Source organism: Pseudomonas sp. VS40, assembly GCF_018587885.1.
GTDB lineage: Bacteria > Pseudomonadota > Gammaproteobacteria > Pseudomonadales > Pseudomonadaceae > Aquipseudomonas > Aquipseudomonas pergaminensis.
Genome location: NZ_JAGYWD010000006.1, coordinates 338,533 through 360,686 on the forward strand (window position 1 = coordinate 338,533; position 22,154 = coordinate 360,686).

Sequence of the window (22,154 nt, forward strand, 5' to 3'; positions counted from 1 at the left end):
CTCCTTAATCCGGTAGGCCCGGAGGGTTGATCAACGACTGGTCGACGCGCTCGATATCCAGGCCCCAGCGTTGCAGCACCTGTTCGTATTGGCCGCCGGCAATCGCGCCTTCCAGGGCGGTGTGGATCGGCTTGACCAGGCCATTGTCCTTGCGCGTGGTCACCGCGATGTCGGCTTTCAAAGGCCAGCCCCCATTCACCGTGCCGACGCGCTTGATACCGCCGGTGATTGCCGCCGAATAGGCGTACACCGAGTTGGGCCCGAACAGGGCGTCGCTGCGCCCGGACTGCACGGCCAACTGGGCGGCCGCCTGGTCGTCGAAGTACTGCAACAGCGCGGGCTTGAGGCCGGCTTTTTCGTTGGCGTCATTCCAGGCCAGCAGGACTTTTTCCTGGTTGGTGCCGGAACCGACGATGATCTTCAGCCCGGCGATGTCCGCCGCCTCCTTGATCGCGCTGATCTTGCTGGTGCTCTTCACATAGAACCCGAGCACGTCCTGGCGATAAGTCGCGAAGTCGAAACGCTTCTTGCGCGCCTCGGTCACCGTGACGTTGCTGATCACCGCGTCGTACTTGCCCGAACTGACGCCCAGGGGCCAGTCCTCCCAACTGGTCTGCACCACGTTGAGTTGCAAGCCCAAACTATCAGCAACAAGCTGCGCCGTGTCGGCCTCGCTGCCGATGGTGGTTTTGTCGTCGTTGGCCAGCAGCGCCAGGGGTGGCCCGGCCACGCCGGACACGGCCACGGTGAATTTCCCCGGCTGGGCGAACTTGAAGCCTGGCGGGATCTGCGCGATGGCCGCCTCGTTGCGCGGTACATGGATGCGCACGCGGTCGGGGCTGAGGTCGACCTGTTGCACGGCAAACGCGGTTTGCGCGGTGCTGACGGCAAGCGCCAGCAAGGCTGCGCGGGTAGTCGCGATAAACATGGGCAGTCACTCCTTGAACTAAAGCACCTTGCCGAGAAAGGCTTTGGTGCGGGGATGTCGGGGTTGGCGGAAAATCTGTTCGGGCGGGCCTTCTTCGATCAACTGACCGTCGCAGAGGAACACCACGTGGTCGGCCACCTCACGGGCAAAGCCGATCTCATGGGTGACGATCACCAGGGTCACGCCCAGTTGGGTCAGGCCCTTGATCACGTCGAGCACTTCGCCCACCAGCTCCGGGTCTAGGGCCGAGGTGGGCTCATCGAAGAGCAGCACTTTGGGGTCCAGCGCCAGGGCGCGGGCAATGGCGACGCGCTGTTGCTGGCCGCCGGAGAGCTGGCGCGGGTAGGCATCGACCTTGTCCGCCAGACCGACTTTGTCCAGCAGCTCGGCCGCCTTGGCTTGGGCGTCAGCCTTGCTCCAGCGTTTATGGGCCAGGGGTGCTTCGGCGACGTTTTCCCAGGCAGTCAGGTGCGGGAACAGGTTGAAGTTCTGGAACACAAAGCCCACGTCGATACGGCGCTTGAGAATCTCGCGCTCTTTCAGTTCGTAGAGCAGGTCGCCCTTGCGGCGGTAGCCGACGTATTCACCGTCGATGGTGATATGCCCGCTGTCGATTTTCTCCAGGTGATTGATGGTGCGCAGCAAAGTGGACTTGCCCGAGCCGGAAGGCCCGAGGATCACCGTGACCTTGCCCGGATCGATCGTCAGATCAATGTCCTTGAGCACCTGCTGGTTGCCAAAGCGCTTGCCCACGCCCTGGATCTGAATGCGCCCGGCGCGTGCTTCAGCCATGGGTTTTCTCCTTCAACCAACCGCGTAGGCGTTGCAACGGCGTGGGCGGCAGCACCCGCGCGGTGCCGCGCGCAAAGTGGCGTTCGACGTAGTACTGCGCGCTGGTGAGCACGGTGGTGATGATCAGGTACCAGACCGTGGCGACGATCAGCAGCGGGATCACCGCCTGGGTGCGGTTGTAGATGACCTGCACGGTGTAGAACAGCTCGGGCAGGGCCAGCACGTAGACGATGGACGTGCCCTTGACCAGGCCGATGATTTCGTTGAACCCCGATGGCAGGATCGAACGCAGCGCTTGCGGCAGGATGATCCGAAAGATGCGTCGCGAGGCCGGCAGACCGAGGGCCGCCGCCGCTTCATGCTGGCCGGCGTCGACACCGATGAGGCCGCCGCGAATGATCTCCGCCGCGTACGCCGCCTGCATCAGGCTCAAGCCCAGCACGGCCACGGTGAACTGGCTGAGCACATCCACGGTGGACCACTCGGCAAACACCACTGAGGTGAACGGCACGCCGAGCACAATGTGGTCATACAGGTAGGCAAAGTTGTACAGGATGATCAACACCAGCAACGCCGGCATCGAGCGGAAAAACCAGATATAGCCCCAGGCCAACGCCGCCAGCAGCGGCGAGCCCGACAGCCGCGCCAACGCCAGTGCGGTGCCAAGGATGATGCTGAACACCGTGCTCAGCAGGGTCAGCAACAGCGTCTGTCCCAGGCCGCGCAACACCGATGGCGAGAAAAACCACTGGCCGAATACCCCCCACTCCCAGCGCGGGTTGGTGGCCAGGGAATGCACGATGCCAAGCAGCACCAGCGCGGCGAAAATCGACCCGGCCCAGCGCCAGGGATGCCGCGCGGGCACCACCTGCAGGGCCTTGATCGGCGTGGAGACACGGGCCTGGCGCACCGGGGCGGGCTGTTCAATCAGGTCATAGGATTTGGCGACAATGGGCATGGTGTATTCCTCGGCCTCAGAAGGCATAGGTCAAGCGGGTGTAGTAGTACCCGCCGGTAAAACCGTAGGGCGAATAGACGCCGTAGCTGCTGACCATGGTGCTGCTCGGTACCCCTTGTTTCTTGGGGTAAATGTCGAACAGGTTCTTGGCGCCGACGGCGATGTTCAGGTCTTTGGTGAGGTTGTAGCCAAGGTCGAGATCGGTGATCCACTTGGCGCTGTAGATGCGGTCCAGGTCGCGATTGGCCGATGAATTCACTTCCTTGTAGGAGCCGTAGCGCGTCAGGGCCAGGTTGAGGTTGAAGCGATCGATGCTCCAGTCGCCGCCCAGGATCAGCTTGGTGTTGGGCTGCACGCCGGTGATCAGGTTGCGCGCCTCGCGGTTCATCAGCTCGTAGGAGGTGCCGAGGATGTTGGTCGACTCCTTGTAATTGAGGATTTTGGTCTGGTTCCAGTTGAACGCGGCGGTCCACTTCAGCGAGCCGTACTGGCCGAGGTCCTGGTTGTAGTTGCTGACCAGGTCGAGGCCCTTGGTGCGGGTGTCGGCGCCGTTGATGAAGTACTGGCCGCCGGAGGTGGAGTTGATGCCGTTGTTCTGCAATACCTGGGTGATCTCGGGACCGAGCAAAGTGCCCGTGAGGGTGATGCGGTCACGCAGGTTGATCACGTAGGCGTCGGCGGTGAAGCTCAGGCGGTCGGTGGGCGTAAGGGTGAAACCGAGGCTGAAGTTGGTCGAGCGCTCCGGCTTCAACTGCTGGGCACCCAGGGCTTGGGCCGCGGCGGAACCCACGGGCAACACGCCGTAGTTGATCGACTGGTACACGCCGTCCACCACGCCATAGGTGGTGGAGCGTGCGCTGAACAGGCTGTTGGCCAGGGACGGCGCTCGGAAACCGTTGCTGACAGTGGCGCGCACGGCGAACTGCGGGGTGAAGTCATAGCGGGTGGTCAGCTTGCCGCTGCGCGTGGCGCCGACGCCCTGGTTGTAGTGCTCGTAGCGAAACGCAGTGCCGACGTACCAGTCCGGCACCGGGTTGAAGCCCACGTCGACGTAACTGGCCAGGCTGTTGCGCGAGGCGCTGCTTTCTTCATCCGGCGAAATGCCGTTGGTGACCTGCGCGCCCGACGACGCGCAATTCCCCGGTGCCACGCAGTAGCCGCCGTTGGCATAGGACTCATAGTCACCGGCCTGCACCTCATAAGTGTCGCGCCGATGCTCGAAGCCGACGCTCAGGTCCAAGGGTTTTTGCAGACCGATATCGAAGCCGCGCTTGAAATCGAGGTTGGTGGTCAGTTCGGTGGAAATCCACGTACCGGAAGTAAAGTGATTCGGCGTGGCCTCGCCCAACGACGGGTTCTGGTTATGGGTGGTGCCCTGCTCCGCGTCGTTGCGCCCGTAGGTGGTGGAGAAGTCCCAATCCCACTCGCCAACGGTGCCCTTGCCACCGAATGCGGCCTGGAAATCGTCCTCGTCGATAAACCACGTAGGCGTGTAGCCGCCTGGGTAACCGTTCGGGCCGGTGGTGATGGTGTTGGTGATGGTCGGCAGGCGGAAGTTCTGCCCCTGCTCGGCCTTGCGATGTGAGTAGGTGGTGAAGGAGTACAGGCTGAAGCTGTCATCGATCGGCAGCTCGGCGTTGTAGCCCAGGGTCAGCAGGTTGGTCTTGGGTGTGCCGTAGCCACCATAAGTCGACCGCCCGGCTTGCTCGTAGGCTTGCGCGTAGCTGTAGCCATTGGCGCTGGCCTTGTTGTCGTCATTCTGGCTGCGGGCGTCCAGGGCCAGTTGGACAATGCCGCCGTTGCCGATCTCGAAACCCTTGTTGAGGCTTTGCTGCACGGTCTGTTTCTTGCCGTCATAACCCTGGCCGACGTTGGTCACCGAGGTGCCGCTGGTGTCGGCCTTGAGGATCACGTTAATCACCCCCGCGATGGCGTCGGAACCGTATTGGGCGGCGGCGCCGTCGCGCAGGACTTCCACGTGGTCGATGGCACTGATGGGGATCAGGTCAAGGTCGGCCGGGGCTGCGCCGGTGTTGATGCCGTTGATGTTCAGGGTGGCAGCGGTATGACGGCGCTTGCCGTTGACCAGCACCAGCACTTCGGCGGCGCTCAGGCCGCGCAGGTTGGGGGCCCGGGCGATGCCGCTGGCGTCCCAACCGGTTTTTTCCGGCAGGGTCAGGGACGGGATAACGGCGCTCAGGGCTTCCATGAGGCCGGGCTTGCCGGTGTTCTGTAATTGCTTGGCGCTGACCACGTCGATCGGCACCGGGCTGCTGGTGACCGTGCGCTGCTCGGCGCCGCGGTTGCCGGTGACCACTACGGTGGACAGGGTGCTGTCGTCCTGGGCTTGGGCGGTGTTGGCCAGGATGGCCAGTGCCAGGGTGGCGGTTGGGTGTAAGGCTCGCTTCATATGCATTCCTGCGTTTCCAAATCGCGAAGTCGGGCAGTCACGCGGGTGGGCGCGGTGCTCGGGTTTTTTCTGGGGTGTCAGGGCGATTTGGGGCTAGGTGTGGAGCGAGGTTTGAATTGGCAACATACGTTGAACTCCCTTCCAACGATTCTGCTGCGGGGTGGCAGCGCAGAATCCGAATCTAGATTGGTACCATCCGAGGTCAGGGGTAGGCTGTTGAGTTCAAACATAACGGAATGGATTTTAAAAATATAATGCTATTTGGGTATAAGCTAATATTCTTGGATTTCATTATTTGTTTGATTCTTTATTCTTATTGGTAATGTTTTCTGCAATTGGTCATGAGTACATATCCGTTGCTGCGGTAACGGCCACTTAGGGTTCCGCTCTTACAGCGGCTCACTTTTGGAAAGGCCCAAAAGTAAGCAAAAGGCCTTCGCCCCAACACTCGGTACCTCGCCTAGGCTCGGTGTGCCCGTAATCCGACAGGTATTTGGGGGGCCGCCGCCACGCGCCATCCATGGCGCGGGGCGGCTAAACCGGCATCCCTGCCGGTTTACCCCCCAAATCCCTGTCGAATTCCGGCCAGCGTGTTTGACGGGGCGCCTAAGATCAAAATCAAAAACAGAGCCAAAGCCAAAGCCAGAGCCAGAGCAAGAGCCAGAGCCGTTTGATATCTGCCTGATGTAGGAGATCTAAATTGTGGGAGCGGGCTTGCTCGCGAAAGCGGTGGATCAGTTAGAGATGTAATTGCTGACGCACCGCTTTCGCGAGCAAGCCCGCTTCCACATTTGGACCGAGACCAGCTTCCAGAAGCCGGTCGGCTACCAGGCTGCCGCGCTTTTGCTTTTGATCTTCGGCGCCCCGTCAAACACGCTGGCCGAACGCAGGCTTGAATCCGTGGGTAACCCGGCAGGACGCCGGGTTAGCCGCCCCGCGCCATGGATGGCGCGTGGCGGCGGCCCACGGATTCAAGCCGGAGTGAGGGCACACCGAGCCTAGGCGAGGTGCCGAGTGTTGGGGCGAGGACCTTTTGGTTACTTTTGGGTCCTTCCAAAAGTGACCCGCTGTAAGAGCGGAACCTTAAGTAGCCGTTACCTAAGAAACGGATATGTACACCTACTGACCAGGCCGCAACAACTGCATCTGCTGCCGATAATCATCCGTCACCTGCCGCGCCTGCCCACTGCTGGTAATCACCTTAGGCGTAATCAACACAATCAACTCCGTCCGATCCTTCGACTTGCTCGTACTCCCAAACAACCACCGCAACCCCGGAATCTTCCCAAGATACGGCACAGCACTCACGCTCTCCCCGTTGTCCTGCTTGATCAACCCTCCCAGCAACACCGTCTGCCCACTCTGCACCGCCACCTGCGTCGACACCGAACGCGTCGAGATACGCGGGTTCACCGGCGTGTCGCTGTTACCACTCTGGTTCTCGGCATCACTGACCTGCTGCTGGATATCCATATACACCAAGCCCCCCGGATTGATCCGCGGCACCACGTCGAGGATCACCCCGGTCTGCACATACTCGACGCTGCTCAAGGTGGTATCCGCATCCCCGGTATTGACGGTGGTCTGGCTGATGGGAATGTTGTCCCCTACCTGAATCTGCGCCGGCTGGTTGTTCATCACCACCAGCGAAGGCGCCGACAGCACCTGGGTACGGCCGTTGGTTTCCAGGGCGTGCAACGCCACCTGCAAATTCGAGCTGACGAACGAATAGAACAACGAGTCCGTCGCCCCCAGCCCTGCCCCACCACCCCCCAGTGCGCCCTGGCTGCCGGAGGCATTGGCGACGGTGTTGCTGGAGGAATTACCCGCCAGGCGCCCCAGGTACCACTGCACCCCGAGGTCCAGTTCACCGGTGAGTTTGACTTCAAGGATGCGGGTCTCGATCTGCACTTGCAGGGGCGGGTTGTCGAGGCGCTTGATCGCCGCTTCGATCTCTTTCCACTGCGCGGGCCGGGTGCGCACCAGCAGTTGGTTGCTGCTCTTTTGCGCAGTGATGCGGGTGCCAGCTTCGAGGCCGCTGGCAGGCGCGACTTCTTTCTCTTCCGGCTCCGGCTCTTCAGCCGCCGGCGGGGTGTTCTGCAAGCCGCCGTTGGTGGGTGAGGATAAGGTGGTGGTGCGCAACCCTGGCGCAACCTTGGCCGGCGTATCGTCCTTGATCGCGCCGGTGCCGTAGATCTGACGCAGGTACTTGGCCAAGTCGGCAGCCTTCATGTTGCGCACGTCGTAGACGTACATCTGCGGCTCGTTGCCACCGCCCTCGTCGATGGTGCGGATCCAGTCGCCCACTTCACTGAGGTACTGGGGCTGGGAAGAAATCGCCACCACCGAGTTGGTCCGTTCGATCGGCAAAAAGCGCAGCATGCCGGCCAGGGGCATGCCGCTGTCAGGGCCGAACATGCTTTGCAACTGGGGCATCAACTCCGCCACCGAAGCCCGCTGCAGACCGAACACGCCCACCGACATGCCCTTGAGCCAGTCCACGTCGAAGGTGTCGATGGTGTCTTGGTAGTTGGCCAGTTCATCGGGCGTACCGGCCAGGCTCAGCACGTTGCGCGTCGGGTCGACCAGCAAGAATGCATTCTCGCGGGCGAACGGCTTGAGCAGTTTCTGCATCTCGGTGGCGGAGATATAGCGCAGCGCAAACAGCCGCGCCGACAGGCCACTGGACGGTGCGGCCACGCTCATCTGCGGCACCAGTTTGCCCGCCACCGCCTGGTTGGCGGGTAGGATCACGTAGCGATTGCCCTGCTTGATCATCGCGTTGTCGGTCCAGGACAGCAGGGTTTCGAGGATCGACAGCGCCTGTTGCTTGTCCACCGGTTTGGAGGTGGAAAAACTCACGTTGCCCTTCACGCCTTGGGCGATGCTGTAGTTTTCGTGCAGCAGGTCGCCCATCACGCTGTTGATCACGGCTTCGATGGGTTGGTCGGCAAAGTTGAACACAATATCGCCGCCCTCCTCCTTCGCCACCGGCTGCGTTGCGGGCGCACGCACGAACTGCTGGTTACCGCGAATCAGCTGGCGCTGCGGCGGGGATTTCGCCGAGGGCTGCGCCGCTGTTTCAGGCACGGGTTGCTCAGCCGGTGAGCGTTGCGCGCCGGTGCCCTGCATGGCTTCGTGCAGCAGGTCGTCGTCGGGTTCGAGACGGTCGGGGAAGGTGCCACAGCCGCCCAAGGCGAGAGCAGTGGCCAGGCAAAACGTTGAGGTGCGCATGTCGATCAAGGGAGGGGCTCGCGGGGCAAAGTAAGGGGGGGCCGGTTGGACGGCGGCGGCAGGCGCTTGGCGTAGAGGCTCAAGGTCTGGGTGCGGCCATCCAGGCTGAATCGGGCGTATTGCGGGGTGAGGTGGTCCAGGCGCCAGCCATTGGGCAGGGCCTGGCCCAGGCGAACGGTCAGCAGTGGGCCATCGACCTGTTTGAGCATGGCCATCTGCAGGTTGCCGGTGATCATGATGCCGCTGAGGGTGAGATTGGCCAGGCTGGTGACCTGTGCCTTGCCCACCACGCGATCCGGGCTGCGATCCGGACTGAACAACGGGGCTTGCCAAGTGGCCGCAAGGTTCTCGAGGGCCACCGTGGGCGCTACTTGCACCCTGGTCGAAGGGTGGGCGCGAGTAGGCGGTTCGGGCAACCACTGCGGCTCATCACCGATGCTGCTGAGGATCACCGCCATCAACAGGCCCAGCAGCCCCGCCAAGCCGAGCAAGCCCCACTCCACGGGGCGCAATCTGCCGATCATGGCGTCACCCGCGACGGTTGCAGGTAACCGCGCACCAGCAGGTGCACCACCAGCTTGCCCGCACCGCCACTGGCCGGCGCCTGTTGGCTGCGGCGGATGCGCAATTCATCCACAAACAGGAACGGCGGCTGGTACTCCAGCTCATGCAGCAGCGCTTCCAGGGGTTCGATGGCGCAGTTGAGGGTCAGGCTGACCTTGACCTGGCGATAGGGCTCACCGTCGTCCTGCTCCGGGGTGATGGGCTTGCGCTGGGTCAGGCTGCAACCGCCCCCCAGGTTGGCGTGGCTATTGACCAGGTCGGCGAGGCGTTGCATCAGGTCGGCGGCCACCACATCGGGATCATCCCCCGGCAGCAGGCTGGTGCTGCTGGCCGGGTCTTGCTGCGCCTGCTCAAGCTGTTGGCGCAGCGCCTCGCGTTGGCGCAGTACACCGGCGTACCGTTGCTGCTGCTCGCGCAGTTGCTCGGCCTGTTCGCCCATGTCGCGCAACGGGCCGGCGAACCAGCTGTCGACCAGCAGCCAGTAGGCCGTGCCGACCACCACGGCCAGCACCAGCAAGGCGGCGCCGCGGCGTTCACGGGGTGTGAGGGGTCGGCGCATCGGCGGCCTCCTGGCGTAGGTGGGCGCGCAAGGCAAACTGGTCCTTGCCGGTGCGCGCATCGGGCTGGATCACCCCTTCGAACTGGGCGTTTTCCAGGCTGCGGCAGCCTTTGATACGGGTGATCAACGCACTGGCCTTGGCACTCTGGCCGGAGAGGGAAATCTCGCCATCCTTCACATCCAATTGATCCAGCCAGGTGTCGGCGGGCAGGCAAGTCGTCAGGTCGTTGAGCAGCGCCGCCAATGGCGGTTGCGCCAGTTTGCGCCGGGTGAGGTACTGCGCCGCGCCCCGGGTGTTGAGCAGTTGCTGGCGCAGGGCGTGCACCTCGGCGACCTGGGCTTTTTGCTGCTGGACACTGGCGTGCATGGCGTCGATGACACGCTGGCGGTCGTTGAGCCACAGCAGCATTGCCGCGATCAGCAAGGCACCGCACAGCCACGGCAGGCTGCGTTGCAGGCCCATGCCGGCCGGGCGCTGACGTGGGCGCAACGGAGCGGGCAATAGGTCGATACCCAGGTGGGCCGCGTCCACGCGATGGGGATGCAGGCCAAGGCCGGCGCAGTCGACGAGGATCTGGTCCAGGCGCTCGCGCAGGATCGCCACCAGCGTCACCTCAAGATGGGTGGATGTGCGGCGCTCCTGACGTGCGACAAAGTAAAGCTGGTCGGCCTCGTACGGGGTGTAACGGTCCAGTTCATACCCGACCACGGCACTCAGATTGCGCCCGGCGGCCAGCGGCAGTTGCACGCGTTGCACCAGCACAGCGTCAGCGGCGAGCATCAGCACCTGGCGCGTGCTGCTCGCCGCGACCGGCGCCGCCAACGGCCAGTGGTGGACCTGCTCGGGCGGCTCTTGCCGTGCCAGCCAACTCGGCACGCAGGCGCGCAACTCGCTCAGCCACACACGCCAGCCCTGCTGCAGCAGGCTGCCACGCCAATAGCGGGCGATGGGTTCCAGTCGATTCATTCTTGCCAACGCAACACCCGGTAGGGTTGTGCGCTGTCCTCCGATGGGCTCAATAAAACGGTGACTTGCAGCCGCGCCTGATAACCGCCGGGACGTTCGGCGCGGCTGTCGACCACCAGCACTTCGCCAGGGTCGACCCCTTCGGCGTTCTGGCGCGGCAGGTTCAGCGCCTTGCGCATCAGTGGGCTGGCAAAGGCGGGATCGGGGCGATCCAGGTCGCTCCACAGGGTGATCTCGGGGAGCAATTGGCTGTAGAGGGTTTGGGTCATGCCGGGCAGTTGGCGCACTTCTTCCAATACCCGAAACGGTGCCAGGCCCTGGTGACGGCGGGCTTCGAGGGCCTTGGCCAGTTGCGTCGCCTGGGCTGCAGTGGCGCCGCAGGCCAGGGCAAGACGGGTAAAGTCCTGCAGCTCGGCGTTGATCAGGTAGAGCTTGCCGCGCTCGCTGCGCAGGCTCACGTGCAGTTGAGCATCGTCAAAGGCCAGGGGTATATCGCGACCATCGGCAACCCAGCGTCGATCGGCCATGACCTGCGCGATACCCGCTTCGGCAGCCAGGACGGTCTGGGTATGCTGGCGCAGCCACAGGGCTTGGCGGCTTTCCAGTTGCACCCACCCCGCCAGGCCGCCGAGCAACACGCTGAGTAACGCCAGCACCCACAACACCAGCAGCAAGGCCGCACCGCGTTGGCGCTTCATTCTTCGACACTCCCGCCGGCCAGGTTCAGGCGCAGCGCAATCACCTGGGTGACCCAGGGCACCGGCCCCTCGACGCTGGCTGCGATGCGCACCGCAGAAGGCAGGCGCCTGGGCCATGGCCATTCACTGACCCACCCTGTGGGTTGACCCAGCGGTGACACGCCGCGATAACTGAATTGCACAGCCTCGATATCGTTCAGCAGCACCTGGGGTTCACGCTGAGAAAACCCGACCTGCAGATCCTGCTCGACCCGTTGCAGGCTGAACCGGTGGATCCCCCCGCCGAGCACACCGGGCAAGGTCGAGACAAACTCCAGACGCTGCGCCGTGCCGACAAAAAAACCATCACCCTCGCCCACCGCCAGCGGCAACGCCTCGCTGATTGCCGTGCGCAAAAACTGTTGCGCGGCGCGCACTTCGTCCAGGCTCACCGTATAGGACTGCGCCTTGGACACAGCCCGATTGGCCCCCAGTAATGCCCCACCCACCAGCACCAGCAAAACGCCGAGCAAGCTGAGCACCACGAGGATTTCCAGCAAGGTGAAGCCCTGCTCGCGGCGCTTCACAGGCGCGCCTTCAAGGTGCTGAAACGGGCCTGGTGCGGGCCCTCGCTGAGCACCAGGTCGAGACGAAAAAGACGCGGTTGCGGCCGGGTGGTGGTCAGCTGCCAGTGGATGCCGTCCAGTTCGCCCTGGCTGACGCCAATGCCCAACCGCCCTGCGGCCTCCTGGTCGAAAATCGTCAGCGCCGCGTGGGTGAGTCGGTCACTGTGGGCAACCTGGGACAACGAGCGCGCGCTCTGGCCAAACGCAACCAGCAGCACCGTGCTGCACACCGCCATCAGCGTCAGGGCGGCGAGCATTTCCAGCAGCGTGAACCCGGCCTGGCGCTTCATGGCAGCGCCTTGGACTGCACGCTGCCGGTGAGCCAGCCGATGTCGATACGCCAACGTCGGGTACCGTTGGCCACGAGGAGGTTGCCGCCGGTGGAGCTGCCGTCAGGGTAAAACTCGACGGCAGGGCCGACCTGTTCGGCGGTGTGCAGCGTGACGCGCAACTGCGCCGGCCACCGTTGCAGCGCCCTCCCCGGCGCCTGGAAGGTGCGCTCGCGCAAATCAAACGTGGTACGCGCGGCCTGCCCGCTCACAATCGCGCCCGCCCGCGTGGTGCGCAGCGCCTCCACCATCTGCCCCACCGCCCGCCGCTCTTTCGCCGCCTGCAGACCCTGGCGCACACCCAGCCCCAGCACGCTGGCAGCCAGGCTGATCAACAGGATCACCACCAGCATTTCCAGCAGGGTAAAGCCGCGCTGGAACATGGCAGCGTTACTCCCAATTGCCCAGGTCGGCGCTGTAGCCTTCGCCGCCCGGCTGGCCATCCTGGCCGTAAAAAATCAGGTCGAACGCACCGTGTTCGCCAGGGAAGCGATAGCCAAAGGCATGCCCGAACGGATCCTTGAGGTCCGAAGGCTTGGCATAGCCGCCGGGCCTGTCTACCAGCTGTTGCAGGCTGGTGGGCGGTGCGCCGACGTCGAGGGCGTAGCTGTCGATCTTCATGCTCAGGCTGGCCAGTTGGGCCTTGCCCGCACCGTACTTGCCCTTGTCCACATTGCCGCCGACCTGGCGCACGACGATGGTGGCAACGATGCCCAGCAGTACGATCACCGCAAGCATTTCCAACAGGGTGAAACCGCTTTGGCGGCGTGGTGTTCTCATGGGTTCAGCTCCTTCATATATTGCTGGTCAGGCTCATCAGCGGCAGCATGATCGCCAACATGATCACCGCCACCAGCACCGCCATGACCACGGTCAGGGACGGCACCAGTGCAGCGAGCAGGCGGTCGATGCCGCGCTTGGCGTCGACGTCGAAAACGTCGGCGACCTTGAGCAGCATGCTGTCGAGTTCGCCGGCCTGTTCGCCGACTTCAATCATTTGCAGGGCCAGTTCGGGCAGCAGCGGCTGGCTGCCAAATGCGCTGGCGAGGGTGCCACCGCCCTTTACCGATTCCGCCGCATGCCCCACTTGGGCCTGCAGCGCGCGGTTGGTGCAGACTTGCCGCGCAATCACTAAGGCCTGCAGCAAGGCCACGCCATTGCTCAGCAGCGTGCCAAGGGTGCGGGTCAGGCGCGCCGCTTCGACGCGTTGCAACAACGGGCCAATCACCCGGATGCCCAGCAGGCGCCGGTCGTATTGCTCCCGAAACGCTGGGTCGCGCAGGCGGGCGGCCCATAGCCAACCGATCAGGATCAACCCGGCCAACAGCGCCAAGCCATAGGTGCCGAGGAACGCTCCGAGGGCGAGGATCACCTCGGTGATCAACGGAATCGGCACGCCCAGGTCCTGGAAGATCGGCACGAACTGCGGCACTACATAGGCCAGCAACAGCGCCAGGGAACCGAGCACGCCCACCACCAGGAAGGCCGGGTAGATCAGCGCGTTGACCACTTCGCCGCGCAGCCGCTGACTGCGCTCCAAGTAGTCGCTGAGTTGGCGCAGGGTGTTTTCCAACGCGCCACCGGCCTCCCCGGCGCGCACCATGCTCAGGTACAACGGCGAGAAACTGCCGCCCTCTTGTTCCAGCGCTGTCGATAAGGGCTTGCCCGCCTTGACGTGATCGCGGATGCGTTCGATCAACGCGCGCACCGGGGCTGGGCCGGGTTGCTTGAGCAACAGGTTCAACGCGCGTTCAAGGGGCTGGCCAGCCCCCAGCAACGTTGCCAATTGCTGGGTAAAACTCACCAAGGCCTGGCCCTTCATTTGCCCACGTGCAGTGCGCAGCAGAGGGCTGCCGGCCGCTTCAATCTGCAACAGCAACAGGCCGCGCTTGTGCAGGATCGCCACCGCAGCGGCTTGATCCGGAGCTTCCAGGGTACCGTTCTGGGGCCCCCCCTGGCTGTCCAGGGCGCGGAACTTGAAGAGACTCACGCGCCCTCTCCACGGGTCACGCGCAGCACTTCTTCCAGCGAAGTCACCCCCGCCAGCGCCTGGCGCAACCCTTCTTCATGTAGGGTGCGCAAACCGGCACGGCGGGCGGCCTGCTCAAGGGTGGCGGCGTCGGCGTGGCGCATCAGCAGGCCGCGCAGTTCGTCGTTCATTACCAGCAGTTCAGTGATGGCACTGCGGCCCTGGTAGTCCCCGCGGTAGAGCAGGATCGGGCGTTGTTCGGTCAGGCGATCCAGGCCATGTTCGGCGATCAGTTCGGGCGGTGCTTCAAAGGCCACGCGGGTGGCCGGGTCCAGGCGCCGTACCAGGCGCTGGGCGAGGATGCCGCTGACGGTCGAGGCGATCAGGTAGCTTTCCACGCCCATGTCCAGCAGCCGCGTGATACTGGCAGCGGCGCTGTTGGTGTGCAGGGTGGAGAGCACGAGGTGGCCGGTGAGGGACGATTGGATGGCGATGCGGCAGGTTTCCAGGTCGCGGATCTCGCCGATCATGATCACGTCCGGGTCCTGGCGCACGATGGAGCGCAGCGCCCCGGCGAAGTCCAGGCCGATGGCGGGCTTGACCTGGATCTGGTTGATGCCTTCAAGCTGGTACTCCACCGGGTCTTCCACGGTGATGATCTTGCGCTCGGCAGTGTTGAGCCGCGACAGCGCGGTGTAGAGCGTGGTGGTCTTGCCGGAACCGGTGGGGCCGGTGACCAGCAGGATGCCGTGGGGCCGCTCCAGTAAATCGAGAAAGGCGGCCAGGCGCTGGCCATCGAAGCCCAGGCTGGGAAAGTCGAACTGCACGGTTTGCCGGTCGAGCAGGCGCATCACCACCGACTCGCCGAAACTGGTCGGCACCGTGGACACCCGCAGGTCCAGCTCCTTGCCCTGGATACGCAGCATGATGCGCCCATCCTGGGGCAGCCGACGCTCGGCGATGTCCAGCCGCGCCATGATTTTCACCCGCGAGATCACCGCCGCCGAAGAGCTGGCGGGCGGTGCTTCGGCGTCATGCAGCACACCGTCGATGCGGTAGCGCACCTTGAGCTGGTTTTCGAAGGGTTCGATATGGATGTCCGAGGCACGCTGTTCCACCGCGCGCTGCAGGATCAGGTTGACCAACCGGATCACCGGCGCCTCGGAGGCCATGTCCTTGAGGTGTTCGATATCTTCCTGGGCGCCGCCCTGCTCATCGAGGTTTTCGATCAGCGTGCCCATGGCCGAGCGGCCCTGCCCGTAGTAGCGCTCGATCAACGTATCGACTTCATTGCGCGGGCCGATCGCCAGCCACACCGGCACTTGGCACGCATAGGCCAGGGCCTGGAACGGATAGAGCTGCGCCGGGTTGGCGGCGAGCACCCGCAGGCCGCCCTGGGTCCAGCCCATGGGCACTACCTGGTAGTGACGCATGAAGCGTTCGGTCAAGACGGGCAAGGGATCAAGCAACGGCGGCGCAGCGTCGGCCAGCAACAGCGGCGCCCCGAGCAACGCTGCCCAGGCGCGGGCCAGTTCGACTTCAGAGACCAGGCCCAGGCGCGTCAGCAGGCTCAGCAGGTCGTCCGTGGACAGGCGGCGGGCGCGCTCCAGGTCGACGGTTTTCAACCCAGCATGCTGCATCAGCCACGCGCACACCTGTTCGGTGTGCGGGATCTGCATCTGGCAGGCATCGATAGGCGCTGACGACATAATTTTGAGGTATCTAGTGTTGCGGGAAAGTATGGCTATTTGGAACTACCGAAAGATGCCATTAGTTAGCCACAACCCAAGCGAGAGTAAGCCGGGGTTATCGACTGGAAGTTATAGCGCTAGTTCCTGAGATAGGGGAATAAAATAAACACAATGACCAACAAGGCCGGGACAGAGCCTTAGCAGCTAATAGCCATCACTTCACTAGTTGCAATTAGCCACTTACGCGCTTTCACGCGCAATTAATCGGCACTCCAATAAATTCAACCGGCTTACTTCATGTTCAACGGGTAGCACGCCGAGACTTTCAAGTACGCGCGTCGCGGCCAATACACCAATTTCCAACGCTGGCGGTTTGATGGTGCTGAGGCTCGGCAACAGCATTTCGGCAAACGGATAATCACCAAAACCCAGCACCGCGCAGTCCTGCGGGATCTTCAGCCCGGCACGTTGCCCGGCCAACAGACCACCGGCCGCCAGGTTGTCGTTGGCAAAGAAGATCGCATCCGGCGGCGTGGCATGGCTCATCAGCACTTGCATTGCCTGTTTGCCCGCTTCGAAAGGCGCGCGGTCGGCGTCGGGGGCAAAGACCCAGGGCTGCACGCCCAACTCGGCCAGGGTGGCGGCGAACCCTTCGCCCCGCTCCCTCGCGCTGAAGTCCCCTGTCGCACTGTTCTGCACGAAAGCGATACGCCGATAGCCCTGGCCATGCAGGTAACGCGCGGCGGTGACGCCCACGTCGTAGTGGGAAAAACCGATCTGCAACGGCGCACGCTCGGGCACGTAGTCCCAGGTTTCCACCACCGGTATATCCGCGTCGGCGATCATCTTCTCGGTGCCGACGCTGTGGAAACGACTGGTCAGCACCAGCGCCGCCGGCGACCAACCGAGGAATGCGCGCACCGCGCTTTCTTCTTGCTCGGCGCTGAAATAACTCGACGCCAACAACAGCTGGTACCCGTGCCGACTGAGGGTGTCGCTGAAGCCCTGGATGGTGTTGGCAAAGATCGGCCCCGAGATGTTCGGGATCACCATCGCCACGATGCGCCCGCGCGCCGAGGCCAGCCCGCCAGCCACCAGGTTGGGCACGTAACCCAGCTCGGCCACCACCTCGGCAATCCGTTCACGCCGCTCCGGCGATACCTGCTCCGGCTGGTTGAAGTAGCGCGACACGGTAATGGCCGACACCCCGGCCTGGCGGGCCACGGTGTCCAGGGTGACGCGCCCGGCGCCACGGCGCTTGCGCGGTTTGTCTTCACTCACGGGATGATCCTGTTAAAAACCAAAAAGAATATAGGACTAATTTTTCAGTATTTGACGTTCTAAACCAGACCTACCAATAATGCCGATGTTAGCGCTAACAAAGCGCGCTGTCTGCTACTCGCTCGAGCGAATGCCCAAGACATTTTCACAGGCGCTGGCGGTCGCAAGAACCGCAGCGGTCCAGGGCATTCTTTTGAGCGGACACAGCATGCACACACACGCGCACTTATTACTCCTTGCCGGTTTGACCGCCCTTCCCGTGGCCACGACCTTTGCTGCCGACGAGCCGCAAGCCACCCTCAAAGCGGTGACCGTTACCGCGACCCGCCGCGAAGAATCGCTGCAAAAAGTGCCGGTGGCGGTTTCCGTGCTGGATGGCGAGCAGTTGGAACGCGACAACCGCAACGGCGTGGCGAGTATCGCTCAACAAGTGCCGTCGCTGAACTTCCGCACCGGGGCCTCCAACAAAGACACCTCGTTGTTCGTGCGCGGCGTGGGCACCATTTCCACCTCCCCCGGTGTCGAGCCCACGGTTGCCACGGTGATCGACGGCGTGGTCTACGCCCGCCCCGGGCAGGCCACCCTCGACCTGCTGGACCTGGAACGCATCGAAGTACTGCGCGGCCCGCAGGGCACTTTGTTCGGCAAAAACGCGTCGGCCGGCGTGCTGAATATCACCAGCAAGGCGCCCACCGCCGAGACCCACGGCTATGTCGACCAGTCCTTCTACAGCGGCAACGAAAGCCGCACGCGCTTCGGCATCGGCGGCAGCCTGGTGCCGGAGGTGCTCAAGGGGTCGATCAGCACGCTGTTTGGCAGCTATGACGGCAACGTGGACAACAAGCACAATGGCCAGGAGGTCAACGGCTACAACCACAAAGGCATTCGCGGCAAGCTGGAATTCACGCCCAATGACGATGTGAAGCTGACCCTGATCGCCGACTATATGCAGTCCCACGACGACGCGCCGAACGGCGTGGTCAGCAAGTCCCTGACCCCGGCGTTCGCCAACGCGCTGAGCCCGGTGCGGGCGTCCAGCGACAACCGCGACATCAACACCGATACCCGCAGCCATGTGGAAGACACCAACAAGGGGTTGTCGGCGCAATTGGACTGGAACCTCGGTGACTACACCCTGACGTCGATCACCGCCTGGCGCGGCTGGGACAACACCCAATACCAGGACGGCGACCGTCTCGGCACCGTTACGGCGGCCTTCCCCGGTACCGCCGACAAGGGCGAGCTGGACTTCAACCAGTACTCCCAGGAACTGCGCCTGGCTTCGCCCAAGGGTGAGTTTGTGGAATACGTTGGCGGCCTGTTCTACATGCATGGCAAGGACGAAGATACCTATCAACGCACCCTCACGACCACCACACGCACCGACCGTGGCATCGCCGACTACAGCACCACCAACGACAGCTACGCGGTATTCGGCGAAACCACGCTGAACTTCACCTCACGCTTTCGTGGCATCGCCGGCCTGCGCTACACCCACGATGACCTGAAATACGATCACCGCCGTGTCTCTACCTCAGCCACTACAGTCAGCGGGATCCAGCCGGCCACCTCCAGTTCGGGCTCGGTGGACGAAGACGGTTGGTCCGGTCGCCTGGGCGTGCAATACGACCTGACCGACAGCATCACCAGTTACCTCACCTACTCCCGTGGCTACAAAGGCCCGGCGTACAACGTGTTCTTCAATATGCAGCCGCGCGACACCGACGCGCTCAAGCCGGAAACCTCCAATACCTGGGAAGCCGGGATCAAGGCCACGGCGTGGAACAACCGCCTGACCACCAACCTGGCGGTCTTCCACAGCGACTACGACAACTACCAAGCCAACTTTTTCGACACCGTCGCCGGGCAGGTGGTCACCCGCCTGATCAATGCCGGCAGCGTCAGCACCGAAGGCGTCGAGCTGGATTATGCCTTGCAGGCCACCCAGCAACTCAAGCTCTCCGGCGCCCTGGCCTACACCCGTGCGCGCATCGACGAATTCGCCTGCCCGGCGGGTGCGGCCGCCACGTGCAACGTGAACGGCAAGCCGCTGCCCTTCAGCCCGGACTGGAAAAGCTACGTGCGCGCCGACTACAGCATCCCGCTGGATAACGGCCTGGACATCGAACTGGGTACCGACTACAGCTGGCAGAGCGAAGTGCAGTACGACATCAGCCAGAACGTCGACACTCAGCAAGGCGCCTATGGCATCTGGAACGCCAGTGTGGCCCTGGCCGACTACAGCAATGGCTGGCGCGTCGCGTTGCTGGCCAAGAACCTCGCCGACAAGTCTTACTCGCCATTGCTGGCCAGTGGCGGCAACTACATCTACCGCGCCGTGCCCCGTGACGATGAACGTTACTTCGGCGTGCAACTGCGCAAGGATTTCTAAGCATGAGCCGTCAATTGAAGCTCGGCGCCTTTCTGATGGCCACCGGGCACCACGTCGCCGCCTGGCGCCACCCGGACGTGCCGGCAAATGCCGGGCTGGACTTCGCCCAATACAAACACCTGGCACGCGTGGCCGAAGCAGCGAAGTTCGACGCGCTGTTCGTGGCCGACAGCATTGCCGCGCCTACGGGTGAGATCGCCCGTCACATGGCGCGCTCGGATCATTTCGAACCGCTGACCCTGCTGTCGGCGCTCAGCGCCGTGACCGAGCACATCGGCCTGATCGCCACGGCGACCACCACCTACAACGAGCCCTACCACGTGGCGCGCAAATTCGCCTCGCTGGATCACCTGTCTGGAGGTCGCGCGGGCTGGAACCTGGTGACCTCGGATGCCGCAGCCGAAGCGCAGAACTTTGGCCGTGATGAACACCTCGGCCACGCCGAGCGCTACAGCCGAGCCAGGGAGTTTCATCAGGTGGTGACGGGGTTGTGGGACAGTTGGGAGGACGATGCCTTCGTGCGTGACAAGGCCAGCGGCAATTACTACGACCCGGCAAAGCTGCACGTGCTAGAGCATGTCGGCGAGCATTTTCGCGTCAAAGGCCCGCTGAACGTGGCGCGCTCGCCCCAGGGCCACCCGGTGATCGTGCAGGCCGGCTCCTCGGAAACCGGGCGTGAACTGGCGGCGCAAACCGCCGAGGTGGTGTTTACCGCGCAGACATCGCTGGAAAATGCCCAGGCGTTTTATGCCGACCTCAAGGCGCGCCTGGGGCGGCATGGACGTGAGCCGGATTCGCTGAAAATCATGCCGGGGGTGTTTGTGGTGGTGGGCCAGACCGAAGCCGAGGCCCAGGAGAAATTCGAGGCGTTTCAGGACTTGGTCGAGCCGGAAGTCGGCGTGGCCTTGCTGGGGCGCATGCTGGGCAACTTCGACTTGTCTGGCTACCCGTTGGACGGGCCGTTGCCGGCGTTGCCGTTGACTGACAGCGGGCAACGCAGCCGCCAGCAATTGCTCAGTGACCTGGCCCACCGCGAGCAACTGACACTCGCCCAACTGGGCCGGCGGATTGCCGGTGGACGCGGGCATTACAGCCTGATCGGCACGCCCGCACAGATTGCCGATGAGCTGCAGCGCTGGTTCGAAGGTGGCGCCGCCGATGGTTTCAACATCCTGGTGCCGCACCTGCCGGGCGGGCTGGAGGATTTCGCCCAATGGGTGGTGCCCGAACTGCAGCGGCGCGGCCTGTTCCGAACCGAATACACCGGCTCGACCTTGCGTGAGAACCTCGGTTTGGCGCGCCCCGACCATCGCTTCAAAAAGGAGGAGGCATGAAGATTCCGGCACTGTTACTGACCCTGCTGGCCGTCACCCACACCGCTCTGGCGGCCGACCCCGCTACGCTGCGCATCGGCTACCAGAAAGGCTCCATCGCCCTGGTGCTCGCCAAGGAGCATGGCCTGCTGGAAAAGCGCTTCCCACAGACCGCCGTGAAGTGGATCGAATTCCCCGCCGGCCCGCAGATGCTCGAAGCGCTCAACGTGGGCGCACTGGATGTGGGCTCCACCGGCGACATCCCGCCCCTGTTCGCCCAGGCTGCCGGGGCCGACCTGCTCTACATCGGCGCCGAACCGCCCAAGCCCAGCGCGGAAACCATCCTGGTGCGCAACGACAGCCCGCTGCACTCAGTCGCGGATTTGAAGGGCAAGAAGGTTGCGTTCCAGAAGGGCTCCAGTTCCCATAACCTGATCCTGCGCGCCCTGAACAAAGCCGGGCTGAGCTACAAGGATATCCAACCGGTGTACCTGCCGCCCGCAGACGCACGCGCAGCATTCGAGCAAGGCAGCGTGGACGCCTGGGCCATCTGGGAGCCTTACTCGTCCCTGGCCCTGAGCCAAAGCCCCAGCCATGTGCTGGCCAATGGCGAAGGCCTCGGTTTATCAGGACCGGTGTATACCGCCCGGCGTGAGTACGCGAAGACTAACGGAGCATTTGTGCACGACGTGCTCGATGAACTCAGCGCGGCCGAAGCCCTCACCCGCAGCCAGCGTGAAGACAGCCTCAAGGTGCTGACCGAATTCATGGGCCTGCCCGCCGAGGTAATCGCACGCTACATGGACAACCGCCCGCCTTCACCGATCCTGCCGATTGATGAAAAAGTCATCCAGGCACAGCAGGCGACGGCGGACCTGTTCTACCAAAACCGGTTGCTACCCAAGGCTATCGACGTGAAGCAAGCTGCTGCTCTGTAAGAGCCGGCGATGGCAGCGAGTAACCCCCCCTAACCACGATGCGAAGCGAGCCGCTCTTGATCTTGATCCTGATCTTGATCTTGACTTGCTTTTGATCTCAGGCGCCCCGTCAAACACGCTGGCCGGAATTCGACAGGGATTTGGGGGGTAAACCGGCAGGGATGCCGGTTTAGCCGCCCCGCGCCATGGATGGCGCGTGGCGGCGGCCCCCCAAATACCTGTCGGATTACGGGCACACCGAGCCTAGGCGAGGTGCCGAGTGTTGGGGCAAGAGCGTTTTGCTTACTTTTGCGCTTTTCAAAAGTGAGCCGCCGTAAGGGCGGAACCATTAGCAGACGTTACCTAAATAACGGATATGTACCTGGTCTGATCCAACATTCTGGTCGGCTGTCAGGCCGCCTTCGCGAGCAAGCCCGCTCCCACATTTGGATCGCGGGGCAACAGTTGTAGAGTGGTTGGCTGTCAGGCCGCTTTCGCTGGCAAGCCAGCTCCCACATTTGGATCGTGGGGTGGCAGTTAGAGAGCG

The 22,154-nt window shown here is 63.4% G+C and carries 19 protein-coding genes; 3 read left to right on the forward strand and 16 right to left on the reverse strand.

The features are described from left to right. Positions 1 to 4: 4 nt before the first annotated feature. From KHP07_RS19880 to KHP07_RS19955, 16 genes are all read right to left on the reverse strand, one after another. Entirely contained in the window at positions 5 to 928 is a 924-nt protein-coding gene (locus KHP07_RS19880) for an ABC transporter substrate-binding protein (protein WP_078049365.1), read from the reverse strand. An 18-nt stretch (positions 929 to 946) separates the two neighbouring features. Next, entirely contained in the window at positions 947 to 1,720 is a 774-nt protein-coding gene (locus KHP07_RS19885; RefSeq protein ID WP_214497858.1) for an amino acid ABC transporter ATP-binding protein, read from the reverse strand. Continuing rightward, entirely contained in the window at positions 1,713 to 2,678 is a 966-nt protein-coding gene (locus tag KHP07_RS19890) for an amino acid ABC transporter permease (RefSeq protein WP_099493003.1), read from the reverse strand. Before KHP07_RS19890 ends, KHP07_RS19885 begins: the two co-directional genes overlap by 8 nt. Before the next feature lie 16 nt (positions 2,679 to 2,694). Then, positions 2,695 to 5,088, reverse strand: coding sequence for a TonB-dependent receptor plug domain-containing protein (locus KHP07_RS19895; RefSeq protein ID WP_214497859.1), 2,394 nt, complete (start codon positions 5,086 to 5,088; stop codon positions 2,695 to 2,697). A 1,119-nt stretch (positions 5,089 to 6,207) separates the two neighbouring features. Next, a complete protein-coding gene (gene gspD / locus KHP07_RS19900; protein WP_214497860.1) occupies positions 6,208 to 8,322 on the reverse strand; it encodes a type II secretion system secretin GspD in 2,115 nt (704 codons plus the stop codon). Positions 8,323 to 8,327: 5 nt separating this feature from the next. Next, complete coding sequence (locus KHP07_RS19905; RefSeq protein WP_214497861.1) at positions 8,328 to 8,846, reverse strand: type II secretion system protein, XpsN-like; 519 nt, start codon at positions 8,844 to 8,846, stop codon at positions 8,328 to 8,330. Further along, the gene (gspM, locus tag KHP07_RS19910) at positions 8,843 to 9,445 is read right to left on the reverse strand and encodes a type II secretion system protein GspM (RefSeq protein WP_099491121.1); all 603 of its coding nucleotides are present in this window, start codon (positions 9,443 to 9,445) and stop codon (positions 8,843 to 8,845) included. Before gspM ends, KHP07_RS19905 begins: the two co-directional genes overlap by 4 nt. Further along, positions 9,420 to 10,412, reverse strand: coding sequence for a PilN domain-containing protein (locus tag KHP07_RS19915; protein ID WP_078049372.1), 993 nt, complete (start codon positions 10,410 to 10,412; stop codon positions 9,420 to 9,422). Before KHP07_RS19915 ends, gspM begins: the two co-directional genes overlap by 26 nt. Beyond that, positions 10,409 to 11,110 carry a general secretion pathway protein GspK gene (locus KHP07_RS19920; protein WP_100490211.1) on the reverse strand — a complete coding sequence of 234 codons (702 nt, stop codon included), beginning with the start codon at positions 11,108 to 11,110 and terminating at the stop codon, positions 10,409 to 10,411. Before KHP07_RS19920 ends, KHP07_RS19915 begins: the two co-directional genes overlap by 4 nt. Continuing rightward, complete coding sequence (locus tag KHP07_RS19925; RefSeq protein WP_078049374.1) at positions 11,107 to 11,676, reverse strand: type II secretion system protein GspJ; 570 nt, start codon at positions 11,674 to 11,676, stop codon at positions 11,107 to 11,109. Before KHP07_RS19925 ends, KHP07_RS19920 begins: the two co-directional genes overlap by 4 nt. Next, positions 11,673 to 12,005 carry a type II secretion system protein gene (locus KHP07_RS19930; RefSeq protein WP_078049375.1) on the reverse strand — a complete coding sequence of 111 codons (333 nt, stop codon included), beginning with the start codon at positions 12,003 to 12,005 and terminating at the stop codon, positions 11,673 to 11,675. The genes KHP07_RS19925 and KHP07_RS19930 overlap by 4 nt, the downstream gene beginning before the upstream one ends. Beyond that, a complete protein-coding gene (locus tag KHP07_RS19935) occupies positions 12,002 to 12,427 on the reverse strand; it encodes a GspH/FimT family pseudopilin (protein ID WP_214497862.1) in 426 nt (141 codons plus the stop codon). Before KHP07_RS19935 ends, KHP07_RS19930 begins: the two co-directional genes overlap by 4 nt. Before the next feature lie 7 nt (positions 12,428 to 12,434). Beyond that, positions 12,435 to 12,824: a type II secretion system protein GspG gene (locus KHP07_RS19940; protein WP_078049377.1), complete on the reverse strand. Its 390-nt coding sequence runs from the start codon at positions 12,822 to 12,824 to the stop codon at positions 12,435 to 12,437. Positions 12,825 to 12,837: 13 nt separating this feature from the next. Beyond that, positions 12,838 to 14,034, reverse strand: a complete 1,197-nt coding sequence (gene gspF, locus KHP07_RS19945) for a type II secretion system inner membrane protein GspF (protein WP_100490208.1) — start codon at positions 14,032 to 14,034, stop codon at positions 12,838 to 12,840. Then, complete coding sequence (gspE, locus tag KHP07_RS19950; protein WP_457275593.1) at positions 14,031 to 15,722, reverse strand: type II secretion system ATPase GspE; 1,692 nt, start codon at positions 15,720 to 15,722, stop codon at positions 14,031 to 14,033. Before gspE ends, gspF begins: the two co-directional genes overlap by 4 nt. 222 nt (positions 15,723 to 15,944) lie before the next feature. Then, positions 15,945 to 16,985, reverse strand: coding sequence for a LacI family DNA-binding transcriptional regulator (locus tag KHP07_RS19955; RefSeq protein WP_099491128.1), 1,041 nt, complete (start codon positions 16,983 to 16,985; stop codon positions 15,945 to 15,947). Positions 16,986 to 17,064: 79 nt separating this feature from the next. Here KHP07_RS19955 and KHP07_RS19960 point away from each other — a divergent pair, with 79 nt between their 5' ends. Genes KHP07_RS19960 through KHP07_RS19970 form a run of 3 tightly spaced genes read left to right on the forward strand, consistent with a single transcriptional unit; the run spans position 17,065 to position 21,628 of the window. Further along, positions 17,065 to 19,377, forward strand: a complete 2,313-nt coding sequence (locus KHP07_RS19960; protein ID WP_502937536.1) for a TonB-dependent receptor — start codon at positions 17,065 to 17,067, stop codon at positions 19,375 to 19,377. 2 nt (positions 19,378 to 19,379) lie between these two features. Continuing rightward, positions 19,380 to 20,711 (forward strand): LLM class flavin-dependent oxidoreductase, encoded by a 1,332-nt coding sequence (locus KHP07_RS19965; protein WP_214497864.1) that lies wholly within the window; start codon positions 19,380 to 19,382, stop codon positions 20,709 to 20,711. Beyond that, the gene (locus KHP07_RS19970; protein WP_100490203.1) at positions 20,708 to 21,628 is read left to right on the forward strand and encodes a sulfonate ABC transporter substrate-binding protein; all 921 of its coding nucleotides are present in this window, start codon (positions 20,708 to 20,710) and stop codon (positions 21,626 to 21,628) included. Before KHP07_RS19965 ends, KHP07_RS19970 begins: the two co-directional genes overlap by 4 nt. Positions 21,629 to 22,154: the final 526 nt, after the last annotated feature.

Coding starts and splice junctions, on each gene's coding strand:
- KHP07_RS19880 (WP_078049365.1), bottom strand. CDS start 928: ATGTTTATCGCGACTACCCGCGCAGCCTTGCTGGCGCTTGCCGTCAGC.
- KHP07_RS19885 (WP_214497858.1), bottom strand. CDS start 1,720: ATGGCTGAAGCACGCGCCGGGCGCATTCAGATCCAGGGCGTGGGCAAG.
- KHP07_RS19890 (WP_099493003.1), bottom strand. CDS start 2,678: ATGCCCATTGTCGCCAAATCCTATGACCTGATTGAACAGCCCGCCCCG.
- KHP07_RS19895 (WP_214497859.1), bottom strand. CDS start 5,088: ATGAAGCGAGCCTTACACCCAACCGCCACCCTGGCACTGGCCATCCTG.
- gspD (WP_214497860.1), bottom strand. CDS start 8,322: ATGCGCACCTCAACGTTTTGCCTGGCCACTGCTCTCGCCTTGGGCGGC.
- KHP07_RS19905 (WP_214497861.1), bottom strand. CDS start 8,846: ATGATCGGCAGATTGCGCCCCGTGGAGTGGGGCTTGCTCGGCTTGGCG.
- gspM (WP_099491121.1), bottom strand. CDS start 9,445: ATGCGCCGACCCCTCACACCCCGTGAACGCCGCGGCGCCGCCTTGCTG.
- KHP07_RS19915 (WP_078049372.1), bottom strand. CDS start 10,412: ATGAATCGACTGGAACCCATCGCCCGCTATTGGCGTGGCAGCCTGCTG.
- KHP07_RS19920 (WP_100490211.1), bottom strand. CDS start 11,110: ATGAAGCGCCAACGCGGTGCGGCCTTGCTGCTGGTGTTGTGGGTGCTG.
- KHP07_RS19930 (WP_078049375.1), bottom strand. CDS start 12,005: ATGAAGCGCCAGGCCGGGTTCACGCTGCTGGAAATGCTCGCCGCCCTG.
- KHP07_RS19935 (WP_214497862.1), bottom strand. CDS start 12,427: ATGTTCCAGCGCGGCTTTACCCTGCTGGAAATGCTGGTGGTGATCCTG.
- KHP07_RS19940 (WP_078049377.1), bottom strand. CDS start 12,824: ATGAGAACACCACGCCGCCAAAGCGGTTTCACCCTGTTGGAAATGCTT.
- gspE (WP_457275593.1), bottom strand. CDS start 15,722: ATGTCGTCAGCGCCTATCGATGCCTGCCAGATGCAGATCCCGCACACC.
- KHP07_RS19960 (WP_502937536.1), top strand. CDS start 17,065: ATGCCGATGTTAGCGCTAACAAAGCGCGCTGTCTGCTACTCGCTCGAG.
- KHP07_RS19965 (WP_214497864.1), top strand. CDS start 19,380: ATGAGCCGTCAATTGAAGCTCGGCGCCTTTCTGATGGCCACCGGGCAC.
- KHP07_RS19970 (WP_100490203.1), top strand. CDS start 20,708: ATGAAGATTCCGGCACTGTTACTGACCCTGCTGGCCGTCACCCACACC.